At 63.0% G+C, this 16,368-nt stretch carries 14 protein-coding genes; 5 read left to right on the plus strand and 9 right to left on the minus strand.

Annotation, left to right across the window (positions count from 1 at the left end):
* Positions 1 to 39: 39 nt before the first annotated feature.
* The 3 genes from folD (at position 40) to AC1DXN_RS16555 (ending at position 3,745) form a co-directional block, all read left to right on the plus strand.
* Positions 40 to 939: a bifunctional methylenetetrahydrofolate dehydrogenase/methenyltetrahydrofolate cyclohydrolase FolD gene (gene folD / locus AC1DXN_RS16545; protein ID WP_477248886.1), complete on the plus strand. Its 900-nt coding sequence runs from the start codon at positions 40 to 42 to the stop codon at positions 937 to 939.
* Between the two features lie 53 nt (positions 940 to 992).
* Complete coding sequence (locus AC1DXN_RS16550; RefSeq protein WP_477248885.1) at positions 993 to 1,958, plus strand: GlxA family transcriptional regulator; 966 nt, start codon at positions 993 to 995, stop codon at positions 1,956 to 1,958.
* Between the two features lie 122 nt (positions 1,959 to 2,080).
* Positions 2,081 to 3,745: a vWA domain-containing protein gene (locus AC1DXN_RS16555; RefSeq protein WP_477274687.1), complete on the plus strand. Its 1,665-nt coding sequence runs from the start codon at positions 2,081 to 2,083 to the stop codon at positions 3,743 to 3,745.
* A gap of 68 nt (positions 3,746 to 3,813) precedes the next feature.
* On the opposite strand, the gene edd is transcribed toward AC1DXN_RS16555, so the two are convergent.
* The 3 genes from edd to zwf form a co-directional block, all read right to left on the minus strand.
* A complete protein-coding gene (edd, locus tag AC1DXN_RS16560; RefSeq protein WP_477274686.1) occupies positions 3,814 to 5,637 on the minus strand; it encodes a phosphogluconate dehydratase in 1,824 nt (607 codons plus the stop codon).
* Positions 5,638 to 5,709: 72 nt separating this feature from the next.
* Positions 5,710 to 6,426, minus strand: coding sequence for a 6-phosphogluconolactonase (gene pgl, locus AC1DXN_RS16565; protein ID WP_477274684.1), 717 nt, complete (start codon positions 6,424 to 6,426; stop codon positions 5,710 to 5,712).
* Positions 6,408 to 7,877 carry a glucose-6-phosphate dehydrogenase gene (gene zwf / locus AC1DXN_RS16570; RefSeq protein WP_477248881.1) on the minus strand — a complete coding sequence of 490 codons (1,470 nt, stop codon included), beginning with the start codon at positions 7,875 to 7,877 and terminating at the stop codon, positions 6,408 to 6,410. Before zwf ends, pgl begins: the two co-directional genes overlap by 19 nt.
* Positions 7,878 to 8,174: 297 nt before the next feature.
* Between zwf and AC1DXN_RS16575 the strand changes: the two genes are divergently transcribed.
* Positions 8,175 to 8,921, plus strand: a complete 747-nt coding sequence (locus tag AC1DXN_RS16575; protein ID WP_477248930.1) for an SDR family oxidoreductase — start codon at positions 8,175 to 8,177, stop codon at positions 8,919 to 8,921.
* An 89-nt stretch (positions 8,922 to 9,010) separates the two neighbouring features.
* Here AC1DXN_RS16575 and AC1DXN_RS16580 read toward each other — a convergent pair whose 3' ends face one another.
* From AC1DXN_RS16580 to AC1DXN_RS16590, 3 genes are all read right to left on the minus strand, one after another.
* A complete protein-coding gene (locus AC1DXN_RS16580) occupies positions 9,011 to 9,850 on the minus strand; it encodes an SH3 domain-containing protein (RefSeq protein ID WP_477274682.1) in 840 nt (279 codons plus the stop codon).
* A gap of 248 nt (positions 9,851 to 10,098) precedes the next feature.
* Positions 10,099 to 11,385, minus strand: coding sequence for an NAD(P)/FAD-dependent oxidoreductase (locus tag AC1DXN_RS16585; RefSeq protein ID WP_477274680.1), 1,287 nt, complete (start codon positions 11,383 to 11,385; stop codon positions 10,099 to 10,101).
* A 125-nt stretch (positions 11,386 to 11,510) separates the two neighbouring features.
* The gene (locus tag AC1DXN_RS16590) at positions 11,511 to 12,947 is read right to left on the minus strand and encodes a glutamine synthetase family protein (RefSeq protein ID WP_477274678.1); all 1,437 of its coding nucleotides are present in this window, start codon (positions 12,945 to 12,947) and stop codon (positions 11,511 to 11,513) included.
* Positions 12,948 to 13,100: 153 nt separating this feature from the next.
* On the opposite strand from AC1DXN_RS16590, the gene AC1DXN_RS16595 reads away from it, so the two are divergent.
* Entirely contained in the window at positions 13,101 to 13,817 is a 717-nt protein-coding gene (locus AC1DXN_RS16595; protein ID WP_477248877.1) for an HAD family hydrolase, read from the plus strand.
* Between the two features lie 50 nt (positions 13,818 to 13,867).
* Here the strand turns inward: AC1DXN_RS16595 and AC1DXN_RS16600 are convergent, their stop codons facing one another.
* The 3 genes from AC1DXN_RS16600 to aceA form a co-directional block, all read right to left on the minus strand.
* Positions 13,868 to 14,257, minus strand: a complete 390-nt coding sequence (locus AC1DXN_RS16600; RefSeq protein ID WP_477274676.1) for a response regulator — start codon at positions 14,255 to 14,257, stop codon at positions 13,868 to 13,870.
* Between the two features lie 340 nt (positions 14,258 to 14,597).
* Positions 14,598 to 14,840, minus strand: a complete 243-nt coding sequence (locus tag AC1DXN_RS16605) for an SMc00767 family acetate metabolism repressor (RefSeq protein WP_006202762.1) — start codon at positions 14,838 to 14,840, stop codon at positions 14,598 to 14,600.
* A 63-nt stretch (positions 14,841 to 14,903) separates the two neighbouring features.
* Complete coding sequence (gene aceA / locus AC1DXN_RS16610) at positions 14,904 to 16,193, minus strand: isocitrate lyase (protein WP_477274674.1); 1,290 nt, start codon at positions 16,191 to 16,193, stop codon at positions 14,904 to 14,906.
* Positions 16,194 to 16,368: the final 175 nt, after the last annotated feature.

Below are 16,368 nucleotides of genomic sequence, written 5' to 3' on the forward strand. Positions count from 1 at the left end.
GTGCCGTGCTTTGGGTGGAACGGTGTCGAAGGATAGTTCATGGCCGAGTTGATTGACGGAAAAAGCGTCGCCGAAGACGTGGTGCGCACGGTCAAGGGGTTGACCGCCGAACTGACGGCCAAGGGCGCCAGGCAGCCTGGTCTTGCGGTGGTCATCGTCGGCGAGGATCCGGCGAGCCAGGTCTACGTCGCCTCCAAGTCGCGCACCGCCAAGGAATGCGGTTTCCATTCGGTCCAGCATACATTGTCGGCGCAGACCTCCGAACAGGAACTGCTCGACATCATCGGCGCCCTCAACGCCGATCCGGCCATCAACGGCATCCTGGTGCAACTTCCGCTTCCCAGCCACATCGACGCCGGCAAGGTCATCCAGACCATCGCACCGGAAAAGGATGTCGACGGCTTTCATTTCATCAATGTCGGCAAGCTCGGCACCGGCGAACTCGAAACCGCCTTCGTTCCCTGTACGCCGGCCGGCTCGATGCTTTTGATCGAACGCGTGCGCGGCAAGGACCTGTCCGGTCTCAATGCGGTTGTCGTCGGCCGCTCCAACATTGTCGGCAAGCCGATGGCGAACCTTTTGCTCGCTGCCAACTGCACGGTCACCATCGCCCACAGCCGCACCAAGGATCTGCCGGCGCTGGCCCGCACCGCCGACATTCTGGTCGCCGCCGTCGGCCGGCCCGAAATGGTCAAGGGCGACTGGGTAAAACCCGGCGCCACCGTCATCGATGTCGGCATCAACCGTATTGCCGCGCCGGAGAAGGGCGAGGGCAAGACCCGCCTCGTCGGCGACGTCGCCTATGCCGAGGCAGCGAAGGCGGCCGGCGCCATCACCCCGGTACCGGGCGGCGTCGGGCCGATGACCATTGCCATGCTGATGGCCAACACAGTAGCCTCCGCCTATCTTGCGGCCGGATTGAAACGGCCCTCCTTCTGACCAGAAAGCCGCCAGCTTTGCCGAACCTCACTATTCCCTCGGAACGGCCGGTCATGACTGACCCCGTTCAAGGTGGCGGCAGGCAGTTCGCGTTCCTGCTGGTCGACAAGTTTTCGATGTTTTCGCTGGCGGCGGCAATCGATACGTTCCGCTCGGCGAACCGGCTGCTCGGTCGCGATTTCTATGGCTGGACGACGGTCTCGGCCGACGGCGATTCCGTCATGGCCTCCAACGGCCTGCCGCTCAAGATCGACTACGCCGTTGCCGACCTGCCGCCGGTCGACATCCTGTTCGTCTCGGTCGGCTTGACCACCGAATTCCCCGGCAAGAGCAAGGTGCTGGCGGCGCTGCGCAGCTGGGGCCGGCGCGGCAACGCGCTCGGCGCTCTGTCGGTCGGCTCCTATCTGCTCGCCGAGGCCGGCCAGCTCGAAGGCTATCGCTGCACCATCCATTGGGAAAACCGCGCCGGCTTCGTCGAGCGCTTTCCCGACATCAACTGCACCGGCAACGTCTTCGAGATCGACCGCAAGCGCTACACCTGCGCCGGCGGCACCACCTCGATCGACCTGATGCTGGAGATCGTGCGCGGCGATTTCGGCTCCAACCTCGCCAACGGCGTCGCCAACCAGTTCCAGCACGAGCGCATCCGCTCCGCCGGCGACCGCCAGCGCGTCGGACCGGAACGCGACCTGACCGGCAAGTCGGAAAAACTGCGGCGCATCGTCGAACTGATGGCCGACCATCTCGACGAGCCGCTGTCGGCGGTACAGCTGGCCAAGTCGGCGGGCTTGTCGGTGCGCCAGGTCGAGCGCCTTTTCCTGCGCCACCTCACTGTCACCCCCGGCCGCTACTACATGCGGCTGCGGCTCGAGCGGGCGCGTGAATTGCTGCGCCAGACCAACATGCCGATCCTCGACGTGGCCATCGCAACCGGCTTCACCTCGCACTCGTATTTCGCTCAGAGCTACCGGCTGCAGTTCGGCCGGCCGCCTTCCGAGGAGCGGCGCACGACCTACTGAGCGGATTCGCTTCCCTCAAAAGTTCGGTATTCGCCCGCCTCACACCTGCGTTCGGGCTTGTGTCCTGACGCCGCGTCAAATAGCTTTCCGGCCCGGAGCACGGCGGACTTGAGGAGATTTTCATGGCGGGACTGGCACGGAGCGTCGCTGCGGCGATTCTCCTTTTGTCGATGACGACGTTCGGCTTTGCGGCAAACAAGGTCATCATCATTCTCGACGCATCCGGCTCCATGTGGGCGCAGATCGACGGCAAGCCCAAGCTCGAAATCGCCCGTGAATCGCTCAGGACCGTGCTGCAGTCGGTCCCCGCCGACGACGAGATCGGCTTCATGGCCTATGGTCATCGCGAGAAGGGCAGTTGCGACGACATCGAGCTGATCGTGCCGCCGCAGGCCGGTTCGGCCAGCGCGATCTCCGCAGCCGCCGACAGTTTGAAATTCCTCGGCAAGACGCCGCTGACGGCTGCCGTCAAGCAGGCGGCCGAGGCATTGAAATACACCGAGGACAAGGCCACAGTCGTGCTCATCACCGACGGGCTGGAAACCTGCGGCGGCGACCCATGCGCGCTCGGCAAGGAACTGGAGGCGTCCGGCATCGACTTTACCGCCGATGTCGTCGGCTTTGGCCTGACCGCCGACGAAGGCAAGCAGATCGCCTGTCTCGCCGACAACACCGGCGGCAAATACATCCAGGCGTCTGACGAGAAAGCACTGCAGGAAGCTTTGGTCGAAACCGTCGCGGCACCTGCGCCTGCGCCCGAACCAGCGCCGGCACCGGCTCCAGCTCCGGCGCCTGAGCCGGAAAAGCCCGAATTCAATCTGCTGCCGACCTTGGTGCTTGCCGAGGGCGGCGATCCCGTCACCGACGGCAATGCCTGGGAAATCTACAAGGCAACGTCCGACGGCACGCGTGGTGACAACGTCACCACCGAATACGGCGCCTACAAGGGCAATCTGGAGCCGGGCGACTACGTCATCGTCGCGCGCGACGGTGAGGCCAAGACCGAACAAAAGCTGAAGATCGAGGCAGGCCAGGTCTACAAGCCGCTGTTCACCTTGAATGCCGGCACCCTCATCATTCATCCGCGGCCAAGCGCGGGGGCGGATGTCGTCGATGGCGCGGCTGTCGTGATCGACTACCCGGGTGCCGACAACCCCGCGACCTACTATGGCACCACCAAGACCGTGTTGCCGGCCGGCGACGAGAAAGTGACTGTCACGATCGGTCAGGGCGTGGCTACCGAGACGATTGCGCTGGCTGCTGGTCAGACAGTCGAAAAGGACATCATCGTCGGGGTCGGCCATATCGTTGCCAACGCCTACTATACCGCCGGCGGCGACAAGGCCGACGGTTCGGGCGTCGGCTTCAAGGTGTTCAAGGCGAAAAGGAAGATCGACGGCACCAGGGAGGAGGTGACCTACGCCTATGGTCCCGACAGCAAGTTCGATCTGCCGCCGGACGATTATGTGTTGATCGCGACGGTCGAGCTGGCAGAGGTAGAGCAGCCGTTCACGGTGAAGGCCGGCGAGTCTCAGGATGTGAAAGTCGCCATGAATGCCGGTGTACTGGCAATCACGGCGCCCGGCGCCTCGAAGATCGAGATTTTCGAAGCGAAGAAGGACATCAACGGCAATCGCAAGTCGCTTGGCTACGCCTACGACCAGAAGTATCAGGCCGCGATAGTGGCCGGTGACTATGTGGTCGTCTCGGAGAAGTCGGACAACAGCTCGAAGGAAGGCACCGTGACAGTCAAGGCCGGCGAGCGGGTCGAGCTAACGGTGCAATAGCGCCGTATGGACCAACGCAAAAAGGGCGGCCACGGGCCGCCCTTTTTCATGAACGAGACAACAATCGCTCAGGCCGTTCCGAAGGCGCTGGCGCCATGATCGGCGCGGCCGACCAATTGCCGGAAACCGGCGAAAAGCTCGCGGCCGAAACCGAATTCATTGCCGATCAAATCGGCTTCCGCCGTCCGGCGCAAGGCAAAATCCCCAGCCGGCACCAGCACTTCCAGCGTGCCGGCGTCGGCGTCGAGCCTGATGATGTCGCCCTCGTGAATCCGGGCGATCGGCCCATCCTCGACCGCTTCCGGCGTCACATGGATCGCCGCCGGCACCTTGCCGGATGCGCCCGACATACGCCCGTCTGTGACCAGCGCCACATGCTGGCCGCGATCCTGCAGGATGCCGAGCACGGTGGTCAGCTTGTGCAGTTCCGGCATGCCGTTGGCCTTCGGCCCCTGGAAGCGGATGACGGCGATAAAGTCGCCGGTCAGCGTTCCCGCCTTGAACGCCTCGTTCAACCCTTGCTGGCTGTCGAAAACCTTGGCCGGCGCTTCGACGATGCGCCGCTCCGGCTTCACCGCCGAGGTCTTGATGACGGCGTGGCCAAGATTGCCCGACAGCACTTTCAACCCGCCTGTCGGCTGGAACGCCTTGCTGAACGGTGCCAGCACTTTTTCGTCGCCGCTCACGCGGGGCGAAGCCTCGCGTATCACGCTGCCGTCGGCGCCGAGCTTGGCCTCGACCGCATAGGGCCGCAGGCCTTCGCCCCACACCGTCTGCACGTCCTCATGCAGGATGCCCTCGTCGAGCAGTTCGCGGATCAGGAAACCGAGCCCGCCGGCGGCGTTGAAATGGTTCACGTCGGCGAGGCCGTTCGGATAGACCCGCGCCAGCAGCGGCACGGCTTCCGACAGGTCCGAAATGTCCTGCCAGGTGATGGCGATGCCGGCCGCGGCCGCCATGGCGATCAAGTGGATGGTGTGGTTGGTCGAGCCGCCGGTAGCGTGCAGGCCGACGATGCCGTTGACGATCGAGCGCTCGTCGATCATCCGGCCGGCCGGCGTATAGGCGTTGCCGAGCGCGGTGATCGCCAGCGCCCGCTTCGTCGCTTCCCGGGTCAGCGCTTCGCGCAGCGGCGTGCCGGGATTGACGAAGGAGCCACCCGGCGTGTGCAGGCCCATGATCTCCATCAGCATCTGGTTGGAGTTCGCCGTGCCGTAGAAGGTGCAGGTTCCCGGCCCGTGATAGGATTTGGACTCGGCCTCGAGCAGTTCGGCCCGTCCCGCCTTGCCCTCGGCATAGAGCTGGCGGACCTTGGCCTTCTCGTCATTGGGCAGGCCGGTCGTCATCGGCCCGGCCGGGATGAACACCGCCGGCAAGTGGCCAAAGGTGAGTGCTGCGATCACCAGCCCCGGCACGATCTTGTCGCAGACGCCGAGATAGACGGCGGCGTCGAACATGTTGTGCGACAGGCCGATCGCAGCAGCCATGGCGATCACGTCGCGCGAAAACAGCGACAGTTCCATGCCTGGTTGGCCTTGCGTGACGCCGTCGCACATTGCCGGCACGCCGCCGGCCACCTGGGCGATGCCGCCGGCCTCGCGCGCCGCGTCCTTGATCAGCGCCGGATAAGTCTCGAACGGCTGATGCGCCGACAGCATGTCGTTGTAGGAGGTGATGATGCCGAGATTCGGTACCCTGTCGCCGCCGAGCGCCACCTTCTCCGACGGGCTGCAGACCGCAAAACCATGGGCAAGGTTGCCGCAGGACAGCACGGCTCGGTTGGCGGTTCGGTTCGACGCCTCGGCGATGCGGCTCAGATAGCGCTCGCGGCCTGGTTTGGAGCGCTGGCGGATGCGCTCGGTGATGGCTTCGATGTCGCGTCTGGCGGTCATGGTACAGGTCCTTTCACGCGAGGTCCCGGAAACACCCTCCGGCTGTCAGCCGGGACCCTCAGCAAGTTGAAATCAGGGTGCCCAGAAGACCTCTACGGGTCTCTCTGCTGCGTCGAGCACGGCGCGAATGGGCTTTGGCGTTCCCGGCCCCATCGCGGCCTCGAATGCGGTGCGCTTGTCCTCGCTTTCGATGTGCAGTGCGATGAAGCCGGCACTGACGATCCGCGCCAGCGACAATGTCAGGCGCGGCTCGCCGGCGCTTGGCGCGTGAACTGGCAGGACGATCCGTTGCGAAGATGGGTCGAGCAGCTTTTCAAGCTCATCGGCGTCGGGAAAGAACGAGGCGGTGTGGCCATCGGCTCCCATGCCAAGCACGACCACATCGAGCGGCCAGTGTAGCGAGCGCAACATCCTGCTGTCCGACACAGCCACATCCTCGGAGCTGGCGCCCTCCTGATAGAGCGGCACGAAACGCGCGGCCGCGGCCGCGTTCTGCAACAGATTGGCTGCAACCAGTCCGGCATTCGAGCGCGGCGAGGTGGCCGGAACACAACGCTCATCGATCAGCGTCACTGTGACCTTGCTCCAGGCGATCGGGATGTTCGAAAGTGCTGCGAAAAACTTCGCCGGCGTCGTGCCGCCGGAAACGGCAAGCAGCGCCGTGCCGCGCTCTTCGATCGCCTCGGTCAGGCGGCCGGCAACGCGGCCGGCAAGGGCTGCCGCGAGGTCCGGGCGTGCGGAAAAGGCGTGCCAGTTGTAGGCGACGCCGTTTAGTTGCTCTCGTGCCATGTCCGCCCGTCGCGTTCGATCAGCGCTATGGAAGCCGAGGGGCCCCATGTGCCGGCGGTGTAACCCTGCGCTTCCTGCCTTGCGCTTTCCCAGGCGTGCTGGATCGGATCGATCCATTTCCACGCCGCCTCGACTTCGTCGCGGCGCATGAACAGCGTCTGGTTGCCACGGATGACATCCATGATCAGCCGCTCATACGCGTCGGGCGCGCGGCCGTCGAAGGATTGCGCGAAGCTCATGTCGAGCGGAATCTGGCGCAGCCGCATGCCGCCCGGACCCGGATCCTTGATCATGATGAACTGCTTGACGCCCTCGTCGGGCTGCAGCCGGATGACCAGCTGATTGGCAAAAATCGGCCCGGCACTGTCGCCGAAGATCGAATGCGGGATCGGCCTGAACTCGATGACGATTTCCGAAACACGGGTCGCCAGCCGCTTGCCCGTCCTGAGATAGAACGGCACACCCGACCAGCGCCAGTTGCCGATCTCGGCCTTGATGGCAACGAAAGTCTCGGTGTTGCTCTCCTTGCCGAGTTCCTCGACATAGCCTTTCACCGGCCCGCCGGCCGAGGCGCCGGCGCGATACTGGCCTCGCACCGTGTGCTTGGGTGCCTCGTTGCCGTTAATGCGCTTCAGCGCCCTGAGCACCTTCAGCTTTTCGTCGCGCACGGCATCGGCGTCCATCGACGACGGCGCCTCCATGGCGACGAGGCACAGGAGCTGCAGCATGTGGTTCTGCACCATGTCGCGCAGTGCACCGGCCTTGTCATAGTAGGTGACGCGGTCTTCCAGGCCGACTGTCTCGGCGACCGTGATCTGCACATGGTCGACATTGGCGGAGTTCCATAGCGGCTCGTAGAGCGCATTGGCAAAGCGCAGCGCCATCAGGTTCTGCACCGTTTCCTTGCCGAGATAGTGGTCGATGCGGAAAATCTGGCTTTCATGGAAATCATCGCCGACCAGATCGTTGAGCGCACGCGCCGAGGCAAGGTCGCGCCCGATCGGCTTCTCCAGCACGATGCGGGAGTTCGGCGTGATCAGCTTGTGCTCTTTGAGCTTGTGCGAGATGTCGCCGAACAGCGCCGGCGCCACCGCCAGATAGAAGGCGCGAATGCGATCGCTGTCGCCAATCGCCTTTTTCAGTTTGTCGAAACCGGCGCCAGTGGTGGCGTCGGCCGAGACATAGGAAAGCCGGGCCAGGAACGTCTTTAATTCCTTTGGGTCGATATCGGCCGGTTTGACATGGTCGGAAATCGCCTGCTTGGCGAAAGCCTGGAACTCCTCGTCGGTCATCTTCGAACGCGACGTGCCGATGATCCGCGTCGGCTCGGAAAACTGATGGTCGCGCTGGCGATGATAGAGCGACGGCAGGAGCTTGCGTTCCGACAGATCGCCGGTGCCGCCGAAAATGATGAAGTCGAAAGGATCGACGGGAATGATCTGGCTGGTCATGGTCTGTCCGCTTTGACGCCGCTCACGAGTACGCGGCTGATATAATCTAATCGATTTAAATTTTCCAGTGCCACGGTGTCACATCTAAGTGTCGGAACCTGACCCTTGACACTGGCACAACCCGGAGGCTTGTCGGCGGGCGATGGTTCCGGGAAGCCTTCGCAGATGCAGCATAGAGCGGGATTGAAGCGAAAGCCAAAGGAGAAATCGAGGATGGATGCACATCTTTCGACGGCCGTGGCCGCTTTGATATGCCGGCTTGCGGGACAATGATCTTCAATCATGGGTGAGAAAAGCATGCGCCTGGAAAACAAGGTGGCTATCATCACCGGTGCCGCGTCGGGCTTCGGCGAGGGCATGGCCAGACGTTTTGCCGAGGAGGGCGCCAGGGTCGTGGTCGCCGACCTCAACGCCAAGGGCGCCGAACGTGTCGCCAACGAGATCGGCGAGGCGGCGATCTGGACCCAGACGGACGTCTCGTTACGCTCCGAATTCGACGAGATGGTCTATGCCGCCAAGAGCGCCTTCGGCCGCATCGACATCATGGTCAACAATGCCGGCTACACCCATCGCAACGGCGATATGCTCGATGTCAGCGAGGAGACCTTCGACCTGATCACATCAGTCAACATGAAGGCGATCTACCACGCCGCACGCGCCGTGGTGCCGATCATGGAGCGGCAAGGCGGCGGCGTCATCCTGACCACGGCCTCCACGGCCGGCTTGAGGCCGCGGCCCGGTCTCACCTGGTACAATGCCTCGAAGGGCTGGGCGATCACTGCGACCAAGTCGATGGCGGTGGAACTGGCGCCGAAGAACATCCGCGTCAATTGCCTCTGCCCGGTCGCCGGCGAGACCGGCATGCTGGAGAAATTCATGGGCGCCGATACGCCCGAAATCCGCGACAAGTTCCGCGCCTCGATCCCGCTCGGCCGGCTGTCGACGCCGCTCGACATCGCCAATGCAGCGCTCTGGCTTGCTTCCGACGAGGCCGCCTTCATCACAGGCGTGGCGCTAGAGGTGGACGGCGGGCGCTGCATCTGAGCCGTCGGCCTTGCCGGGCATGAGCCGCGGAAAAATCATACTCGAAACCGAGATGGAGCCAATCCCTGGTTCGAAGGGATGAGCAGACTCTAAGCGCCCGTCTTGATGTAGCTCTTGTAGATCCAGCCGCGCTTGCCGTTGTAGACGATCTGGCACCATTGCTTGCAGCTCATCACTTGCACCGATGTCTTGGCGGGCACGGTGGCGATAGCGGTTGCATTTTTCTTCGGGCCACTTCGCATGGTCACGGCCCTCAAGGTGCGTCCGTTGCCGGCGGCAGCAACCTTCTGGGGCTTGGCGTTGGCCTGGGCGGGCTGCGGCAGTTCCGGTTTCGGGGTGGGAATGGCCGCGGTTTGCGCGCCGTCGGGATTGGCGTTCGCTGCCGGATCGCCGGGAGCGGCGACCTTGGCAAGCTCTGTCGTGGCGTCGGTTTGCGCCGCCCCTTCGGCGAATGCCGAAGATGGTTTCTGGTCTTGCGCCGGCTGGCTCGCCGCCTGATCGGGCGACGTCGCTTCAGGGCCGGACGCGGTCTTCGAGTCGGGCGCTGTCCACCGCGGATCGTTGGGCGCCAGCGCTGATACAGCCGCCGCGTTGGCAGCCGCCGTCCGTGAAACCGCGTCGCCCTTGCGCGCCGCTGGTGGCGGCACGACTGCGGCGACCTTCGCGGCGGGGGGAGCAACTTTCGTCGTTTTCACCGGAATGGTCGGAACGGTCTGCTGCGGGTTCGCGCTCGCCTGCCTGTCATTCGCCGGCAAAGCCAGCCACAACGCCACGGCCGCCACGCCGAGCAGCGCTGCTGTACCGATCGCGGCAATCACCAGATGCGAGTTCGACCGGACTCCCTGCCAGAAAGTGGGCCGCATATCGTACCCGAACTGCATGGCAAAGCGCCGTCGTTCCGGCGCGCCGAAACTGAAGGGCTCGTTCACGTTTGCCACCTCCAATATGCGGGCCGATGTTCTTTCGATCAGTGCCGGAAGGCCGGCATTCGATCGGCATCGGTCCCAAAACAAAGCGGGCAAGCCCGCAAAAGTCACCGTTCAATCGCCCAGAACCGGCACCTTTTACCCGCGATTGTGGCATCAGTGCGCCCTAACCCAGGATTCTGCACCCTCGTTAAGGATTCTGCAATGTGTGGCTTAAGCACCGAATATTTCAGTCGGAATCGCTTTGTGCTCTAGATTCTGTCGCGAAGCGCAAACCAGTTGAGCGCCAGGAACAGCAGCGGCGTGCGAAAACGTCGGCCGCCAGGGAAGGCCGGGATGTTCAAATCCTCGATCAGCTTGAGCCGATCGCGGTTGCCGGCGACGGTCTCGGCATAGAGCTTGCCGAAGAAGTTCGACAGCATGACGCCGTGACCGGAATAGCCGCCGGCCGAGATCACATTGGGCATCACCTCGCGCACGAATGGTTTTCGCGGCACGGTGATGCCGACGTAGCCGCCCCAGCCATGGGTGATCTCGACATCCTTCAAGTCGGGATAAAGCTCGGAGATCTGCCGGCGGATATGGATGTGGATGTCCTTGGGATCGTTGACACCATAGATCTCACGCCCGCCGAACAGCAGGCGGCCGTCTTTCGATTTGCGGAAATAGCGCACTACAAAGCGGGAATCGTCGACCGCCTCGCCGCCCGGCAGCACTTTGGACTCGGCGCCCAGCGGCACTGTCGCGCCGATGAAGGAGCCGATCGGCATGATGTGCGCGGCACTCACCGGCTCGAGCGTGCCGCCATAGGCGTTGACGCCGATCAGGCATTTTTCGGCTGTAATGACGCCTTTCGGCGTGGTCACCCTGACCTTGCCGGCGCCGGAGGTGATGCCGGTCGACAGCGTTTGCTCGAACAGCTGCGCGCCCGCAAGCGCTGCCACTTTTGCCGTGCCGATCACCAGCTTCAGCGGCTGGATGTGGCCGGTGCCGGTGTCGCGGGTGCCGCCGAAATAATGCGTCGAGCCCAACCGCTCCGCCGTTTCCCTGGCGTCCATGAAAGAGATGTGCGGATAGCCGAAACGGCTCGCCATGATCTCGGCATGCGCCTTGTAGTCGTCGACATAGCGCTGCTTGTGCGCCACCGACATCTGCCCTGGCATATAGTCGATCTCGATGTTGTTGATGGCGGCGAATTCAAGCAAATGCGCCTTGGCCTCTTCGGCCAGGTCAAACAGCGCCTTGGCGCGCGAGAATCCGTATTCCGCTTCCAGCTCTTCAGCCCAGGCGCGCTGGCCGGTGCCGAGTTGGCCGCCATTGCGGCCCGATGCGCCATCGCCAAAGCGATGCGCTTCGATCAGCACGACGTTTGCGCCGGCCTTGGCCAGATGCGCCGCCGCCGACAGGCCGGTGAATCCGCCGCCGACGATGACGACGTCGCATTTTCGGTCGCCGTCGAGGACAGGGTATTCGGGCCGAGGTCCAGCCGTGTCCTCATACCACGAGCGGCCAGGGGAAATAGGAGATTGGTAGGGCATGGGAACGCCTTTGAATGCTGAATAGTGCAAATGGTGAATGGCTGCAGCGCGTCGTCCGCGCTCATCCATCCAGTATGAAGCGACTCACCATTCTCTATTCACCATTCACGCCACGAAGCCGCCGCTCAAACATTCAGCAGCAGATACTCCCGCTCCCACGGGCTGATCACTTCCATGAAGGTCTCGAATTCGGCCCGCTTGATTGCCGCGTAGGTCGCGGCGAAGGATTTGCCGAGCAGCGCGCACAGCTCCTCGTCGCCCTCGAACAGGTCGACGGCTTCGAGCAGGCCGCGCGGCAGGTCGATCTCGTCGGCGTTGGCTGTGGTCAGCACAGGAGGCTCGGCCTTGATCTTGTTGGTCATGCCGATCAGCCCGCAAGCGAGCGACGCGGCCAGTGCCAGATAGGGATTGGCATCGGAGGACGGGATGCGGTTTTCGACGCGCCTGGCCGCCGGATCCGAGCGCGGCACCCGAAACGCCGTGGTGCGGTTGTCATAGCCCCATTTGTTGTTGACCGGCGCCGAGGCCGCCTGTGTCAACCGGCGGTAGGAATTGACATAGGGTGCAAACATCACCAGCGCGTTCGGCACATGCGTCTGCATGCCGCCGATGAAGTGGAAGAATTCGTCGGTTTCCGAGCCGTCCTCGGCCGAAAAGATATTCCGCCCGGTCTTCTTGTCGATGATCGACTGATGGATGTGCATCGCCGAGCCCGGCTGGCCCTGGATCGGCTTGGCCATGAAGGTGGCGTAGATCTCGTGCTTGAGCGCCGCCTCGCGAATGGTGCGCTTGAACATGAACACCTGATCGGCGAGTTCGATCGGGTCGCCATGGCGCAGGTTGATCTCAAGCTGGCCGGCGCCCTCCTCGTGGATCAGCGTGTCGATCTCCAGGCCCTGACTCTCGGAGAAGTGGTAGATGTCGTCGATCAGTTCATCGAACTCGTTGACGCCGGCGATCGAATAACCGGCGCCGCCGCCGATGGCGCGCCCCGAACGCCCGACCGGCGGCGTCAGTGGATAGTCCGGATCGGGATTCTTGCGCACGAGGTAGAACTCGATTTCGGGCGCCACCACCGGCTTCAGCCCGCGCTTGTCGTAAGCCGCAACCACGCGCTTGAGCACATTGCGCGGCGTGAATTCGACCGAGCGGCCGTCCTGGTGGACGAGATCGCAGATGACGGCTGCCGTCGGATCCTCCTCCCACGGCACCACGGTCAGTGTCGAAAGGTCCGGCATCAGCTTGAGATCGCCGTCGTCCTCAGGGTAGTGGAAGCCGTTGCCGTCTTCCGGATAGCCGCCCGAGATCGTCGTCATGAACACCGCCGAAGGCAGCGCCAGCGAGGTGTTGGAGGTGAATTTCTTCGACGGCATCATCTTGCCGCGCGCAACGCCCGCCTGATCCGGCGTGATGCATTCGATATCCTCGATGCCGCGCCATTCCAGCCAGGCGCTGACTTCCTTCCAGTTCTTCACGCCGCGTTGATTTTTCACGAAAGCAGGCGTGCGGACACGTCCTCCGCGGGTCGACGGACGGACTTCCTTTTTTGCAGGCGGCATCATTCACCAGATTGGGTTGCGGATTTTGGAGTATAGCCGTGCGCGGTGATGGAAGGGAAGGGCAAGCCGGCTGGCTTCACCGCCACGGTTGAAATTTGCTGTAGCCAGCTTAGGTTCAAATTTCCGCAAACGCAGTCACCGGAATGAAGACGTCGCATGCAAGACAGTCGCAAATTGACGACGATCGGCTTCGACGCCGATGACACGCTCTGGCAGAACGAGCAGTTCTTCCGCATGACTGAGAAGCGCTTTACCGCGCTGCTCACCGATCATGCCGACGAGGAACATATTTCGGCACGACTGCTCGAGGCCGAGAAGCGCAACCTGGCAATCTATGGTTTCGGCATCAAGGGGTTCACCCTGTCAATGATCGAGACAGCGATCGAGGTCACCGAGGGCCGGGTGCCGGCCTCGGCCATCGCTGAAATCCTTGCCGCCGGTCGCGACATGCTTGCCCATCCGATCGAGGCGCTGCCGCATGCACGGCAAACCGTCGAAAAGCTCGCCGGGGACTATCGCCTGCTGCTGATCACCAAGGGCGACCTCTTCGACCAGGAGCGCAAGCTGGCCGGGTCCGGTCTGGGCGACCTGTTCGATGCCGTCGAGATCGTCAGCGACAAGAGTGCCGCCACCTATGACAGGATCTTCAGCCGCCACGGCGACGGGCCGGAGAAAAGCATGATGGTCGGCAATTCGCTCAAGTCCGACGTGGTGCCGGCCATCGAGGCCGGCAGCTGGGGCGTCCACGTGCCGCATGAGCTTACCTGGGTGCTGGAACATGTCGAGCCGCCGGTGGCAGCGCCGCGTTTCCGCCAGATTGCCGACCTTGGCGAACTGCCCGGGCTGATCGAAAGCATAGGCAAAATCGGCTGATCGCGTCCCGGTGTTAGGCGCGTCCTGGCGTTGCACCGGCTGGAGCCGGACTAGGAACAGTCGCGCCCGAGTCCGATCAGCCGATCGATGACCGGTTGCAGCCTTTCAGTGGTGATCGGCTTGGTCACCACCACATCGACGACGCTCGACAGGCCCAAGCTCTCCGGTGTGCCAATCTTGGTTGAAAGCAGGATCACCGAGGGCAGCGATCTGCCCGACGCCCGCCGCATCGCATCGATGCCGGACATCAGCGCATCGCAGTCCTTGTTGTCGGCTCCGCCATCAAGAACAACCGCGCCGGGAACAAGGGTTCTCAGCGTCTTCGCCGCCATTTCAGGCGTCTCCGATATCGGCTTCAGTCCGGATCGTTCGACGATCTTCGACACCACAACCCGATTGATCGGCGACTTCCCGACAACGAGCACTTGGGAGAGATCCATGATTATCTCGGCGTTCGCCTTCCGGCCCATCAAATTCGGGACGGTTGCGGTCCCTGTCTCGCGATCTACTGGACACATGGGCAGGGGCTGGCCGCTCGTCTCTGTTTCAATGCAGGGTTGAAATCCGAGAGCCAATTGGCGTGAGATCGTCACTCATGTCAAGCTGAAATGGCAGTCATCAGAAATATAGCCGGAAGCATTACAATTTAAGGCAAGTTTTGTTCTTGGCAGTAGTGAATTGGTGGCGCAAAACAAAGTCACCCGCGCGAAACCCGCGCGGGTGAACCCAGATTTTGCCATGCGCAAAACACGCAGCAAAAGCGTGGCGCTGCAGGCGCGGTCAGCCGTGGCTCTGTTGGGTGACGATCACCGGGATCAAAAGGTCGCCCCAATTGCCGTCGCCGCCATGGTGCCGTGCCGAGCGCACGAGCTCCACCGAGACGCCCGCCTCGACCGCCTTCATCACCGACTGGTTGAGCCTGTGCAGATCGTTGGCCAGCATGCGGATGGTCGCCTGCTGGTCGACGCTCATCGTGGTGGATTGCTCTTCGGCTCGTTCCTTGACGCGGCTTATCGAAGCCATTGGTCTTCTCCCTTTTGTGCCCTTTGGGCGTTTCCTCTGTTTGGTTGCGTATTCTCGTTCCGGCTATTCGGCCGCCGGCTTGAACTGGGCGTGCTCGGTCGATTCATGCATGGCGGTGGTCGAAGACCGGCCGCCGGTGATCGCCATCGACACGGCGTCGAAATAGCCGGTGCCGACCTCGCGCTGGTGTTTGGTCGCGGTGTAGCCGTGGGCTTCCGCCGCGAATTCGGCTTCCTGCAATTCGGAATAGGCCGTCATCTGGCGCGCCTTGTAGCCGCGCGCGAGTTCGAACATGCCGAAATTGAGCTGGTGGAAACCGGCCAGCGTGATGAACTGGAACTTGTAGCCCATGGCGCCAAGTTCCCTCTGGAATTTCGCGATCGTCGCGTCGTCGAGGTTCTTCTTCCAGTTGAACGACGGCGAGCAATTGTAGGCGAGCAGCTTGCCCGGGTGATGCTTGCGCACGCCCTCGGCGAATTTCTTGGCCTGCGCCAGATCGGGCTTCGAGGTCTCGCACCAGATCAGGTCGGCGTATGGCGCGTAGGCGATGGCGCGCGCGATGCAGGGCTCGATGCCGTTGCGGACCTGGTAGAAGCCTTCCACCGTGCGGCCGGCGTCATAGTCGACGAAGGGCTGGTCGCGCTCGTCGATGTCGGAGGTCAACAGCTTTGCCGCTTCCGCGTCGGTGCGCGCCACGACCAAGGTCGGCGTGCCCATCACGTCAGCCGCCAGGCGCGCGGCGTTGAGGTTGCGGATATGCGCCGCGGTCGGGATCAGCACCTTGCCGCCGAGATGGCCGCACTTCTTCTCCGATGCCAGCTGGTCTTCATAATGGACGCCGGCGGCCCCCGCCTCGATGAACGCCTTCATGATCTCGAAGGCGTTGAGCGGGCCGCCGAAGCCGGCTTCCGCGTCGGCGACGATCGGCGCGAACCAGGTGTCGACCGAAAGGCCGTTGCCCTCGGAGGTCTCGATCTGGTCGGCGCGCTGCAAGGTGCGGTTGATACGCTTGACCAGTTCGGGCGCCGCATTGGCGGGATAAAGCGACTGGTCCGGATACATTGATGACGCTGTGTTGGCGTCCGCCGCGACCTGCCATCCCGACAGATAGATCGCCTTCAGCCCGGCGCGGACCTGCTGCATGGCCTGGTTGCCCGACATGGCGCCGAGCGCGTTGACGAAATCCTCCTCGTGGATGAGCTTCCACAGCCGGTTCGCGCCCATTTCGGCGAGGCTCTGCCGGATCTGGACCGACCCGCGCAGCCGCTTCACGTCCGCCGGCGAATAGGGCCGTTCGATGCCGTCGAAGCGGCCTTCCGGCGCCGAGGGAACGAGGTTGTAAAAATCGGTCATGGGTCACTCCAGAAAATTCGATGCCGGGTTCAAAGCGCTGCTGCCAGGAGGGTTTAGCGCCACTTGTGTGTGACATCATTTACATTGCAGCGCGAAGAGAGCGAGAAAAACCGTGAGATTCAGCCGAAAATAAGAGAAAACCTGTGTTGTGTTTGACTGATAAGCGCTGTAAATT

The sequence above is a fragment of the Mesorhizobium sp. P2_H9 genome (genome assembly GCF_056403215.1).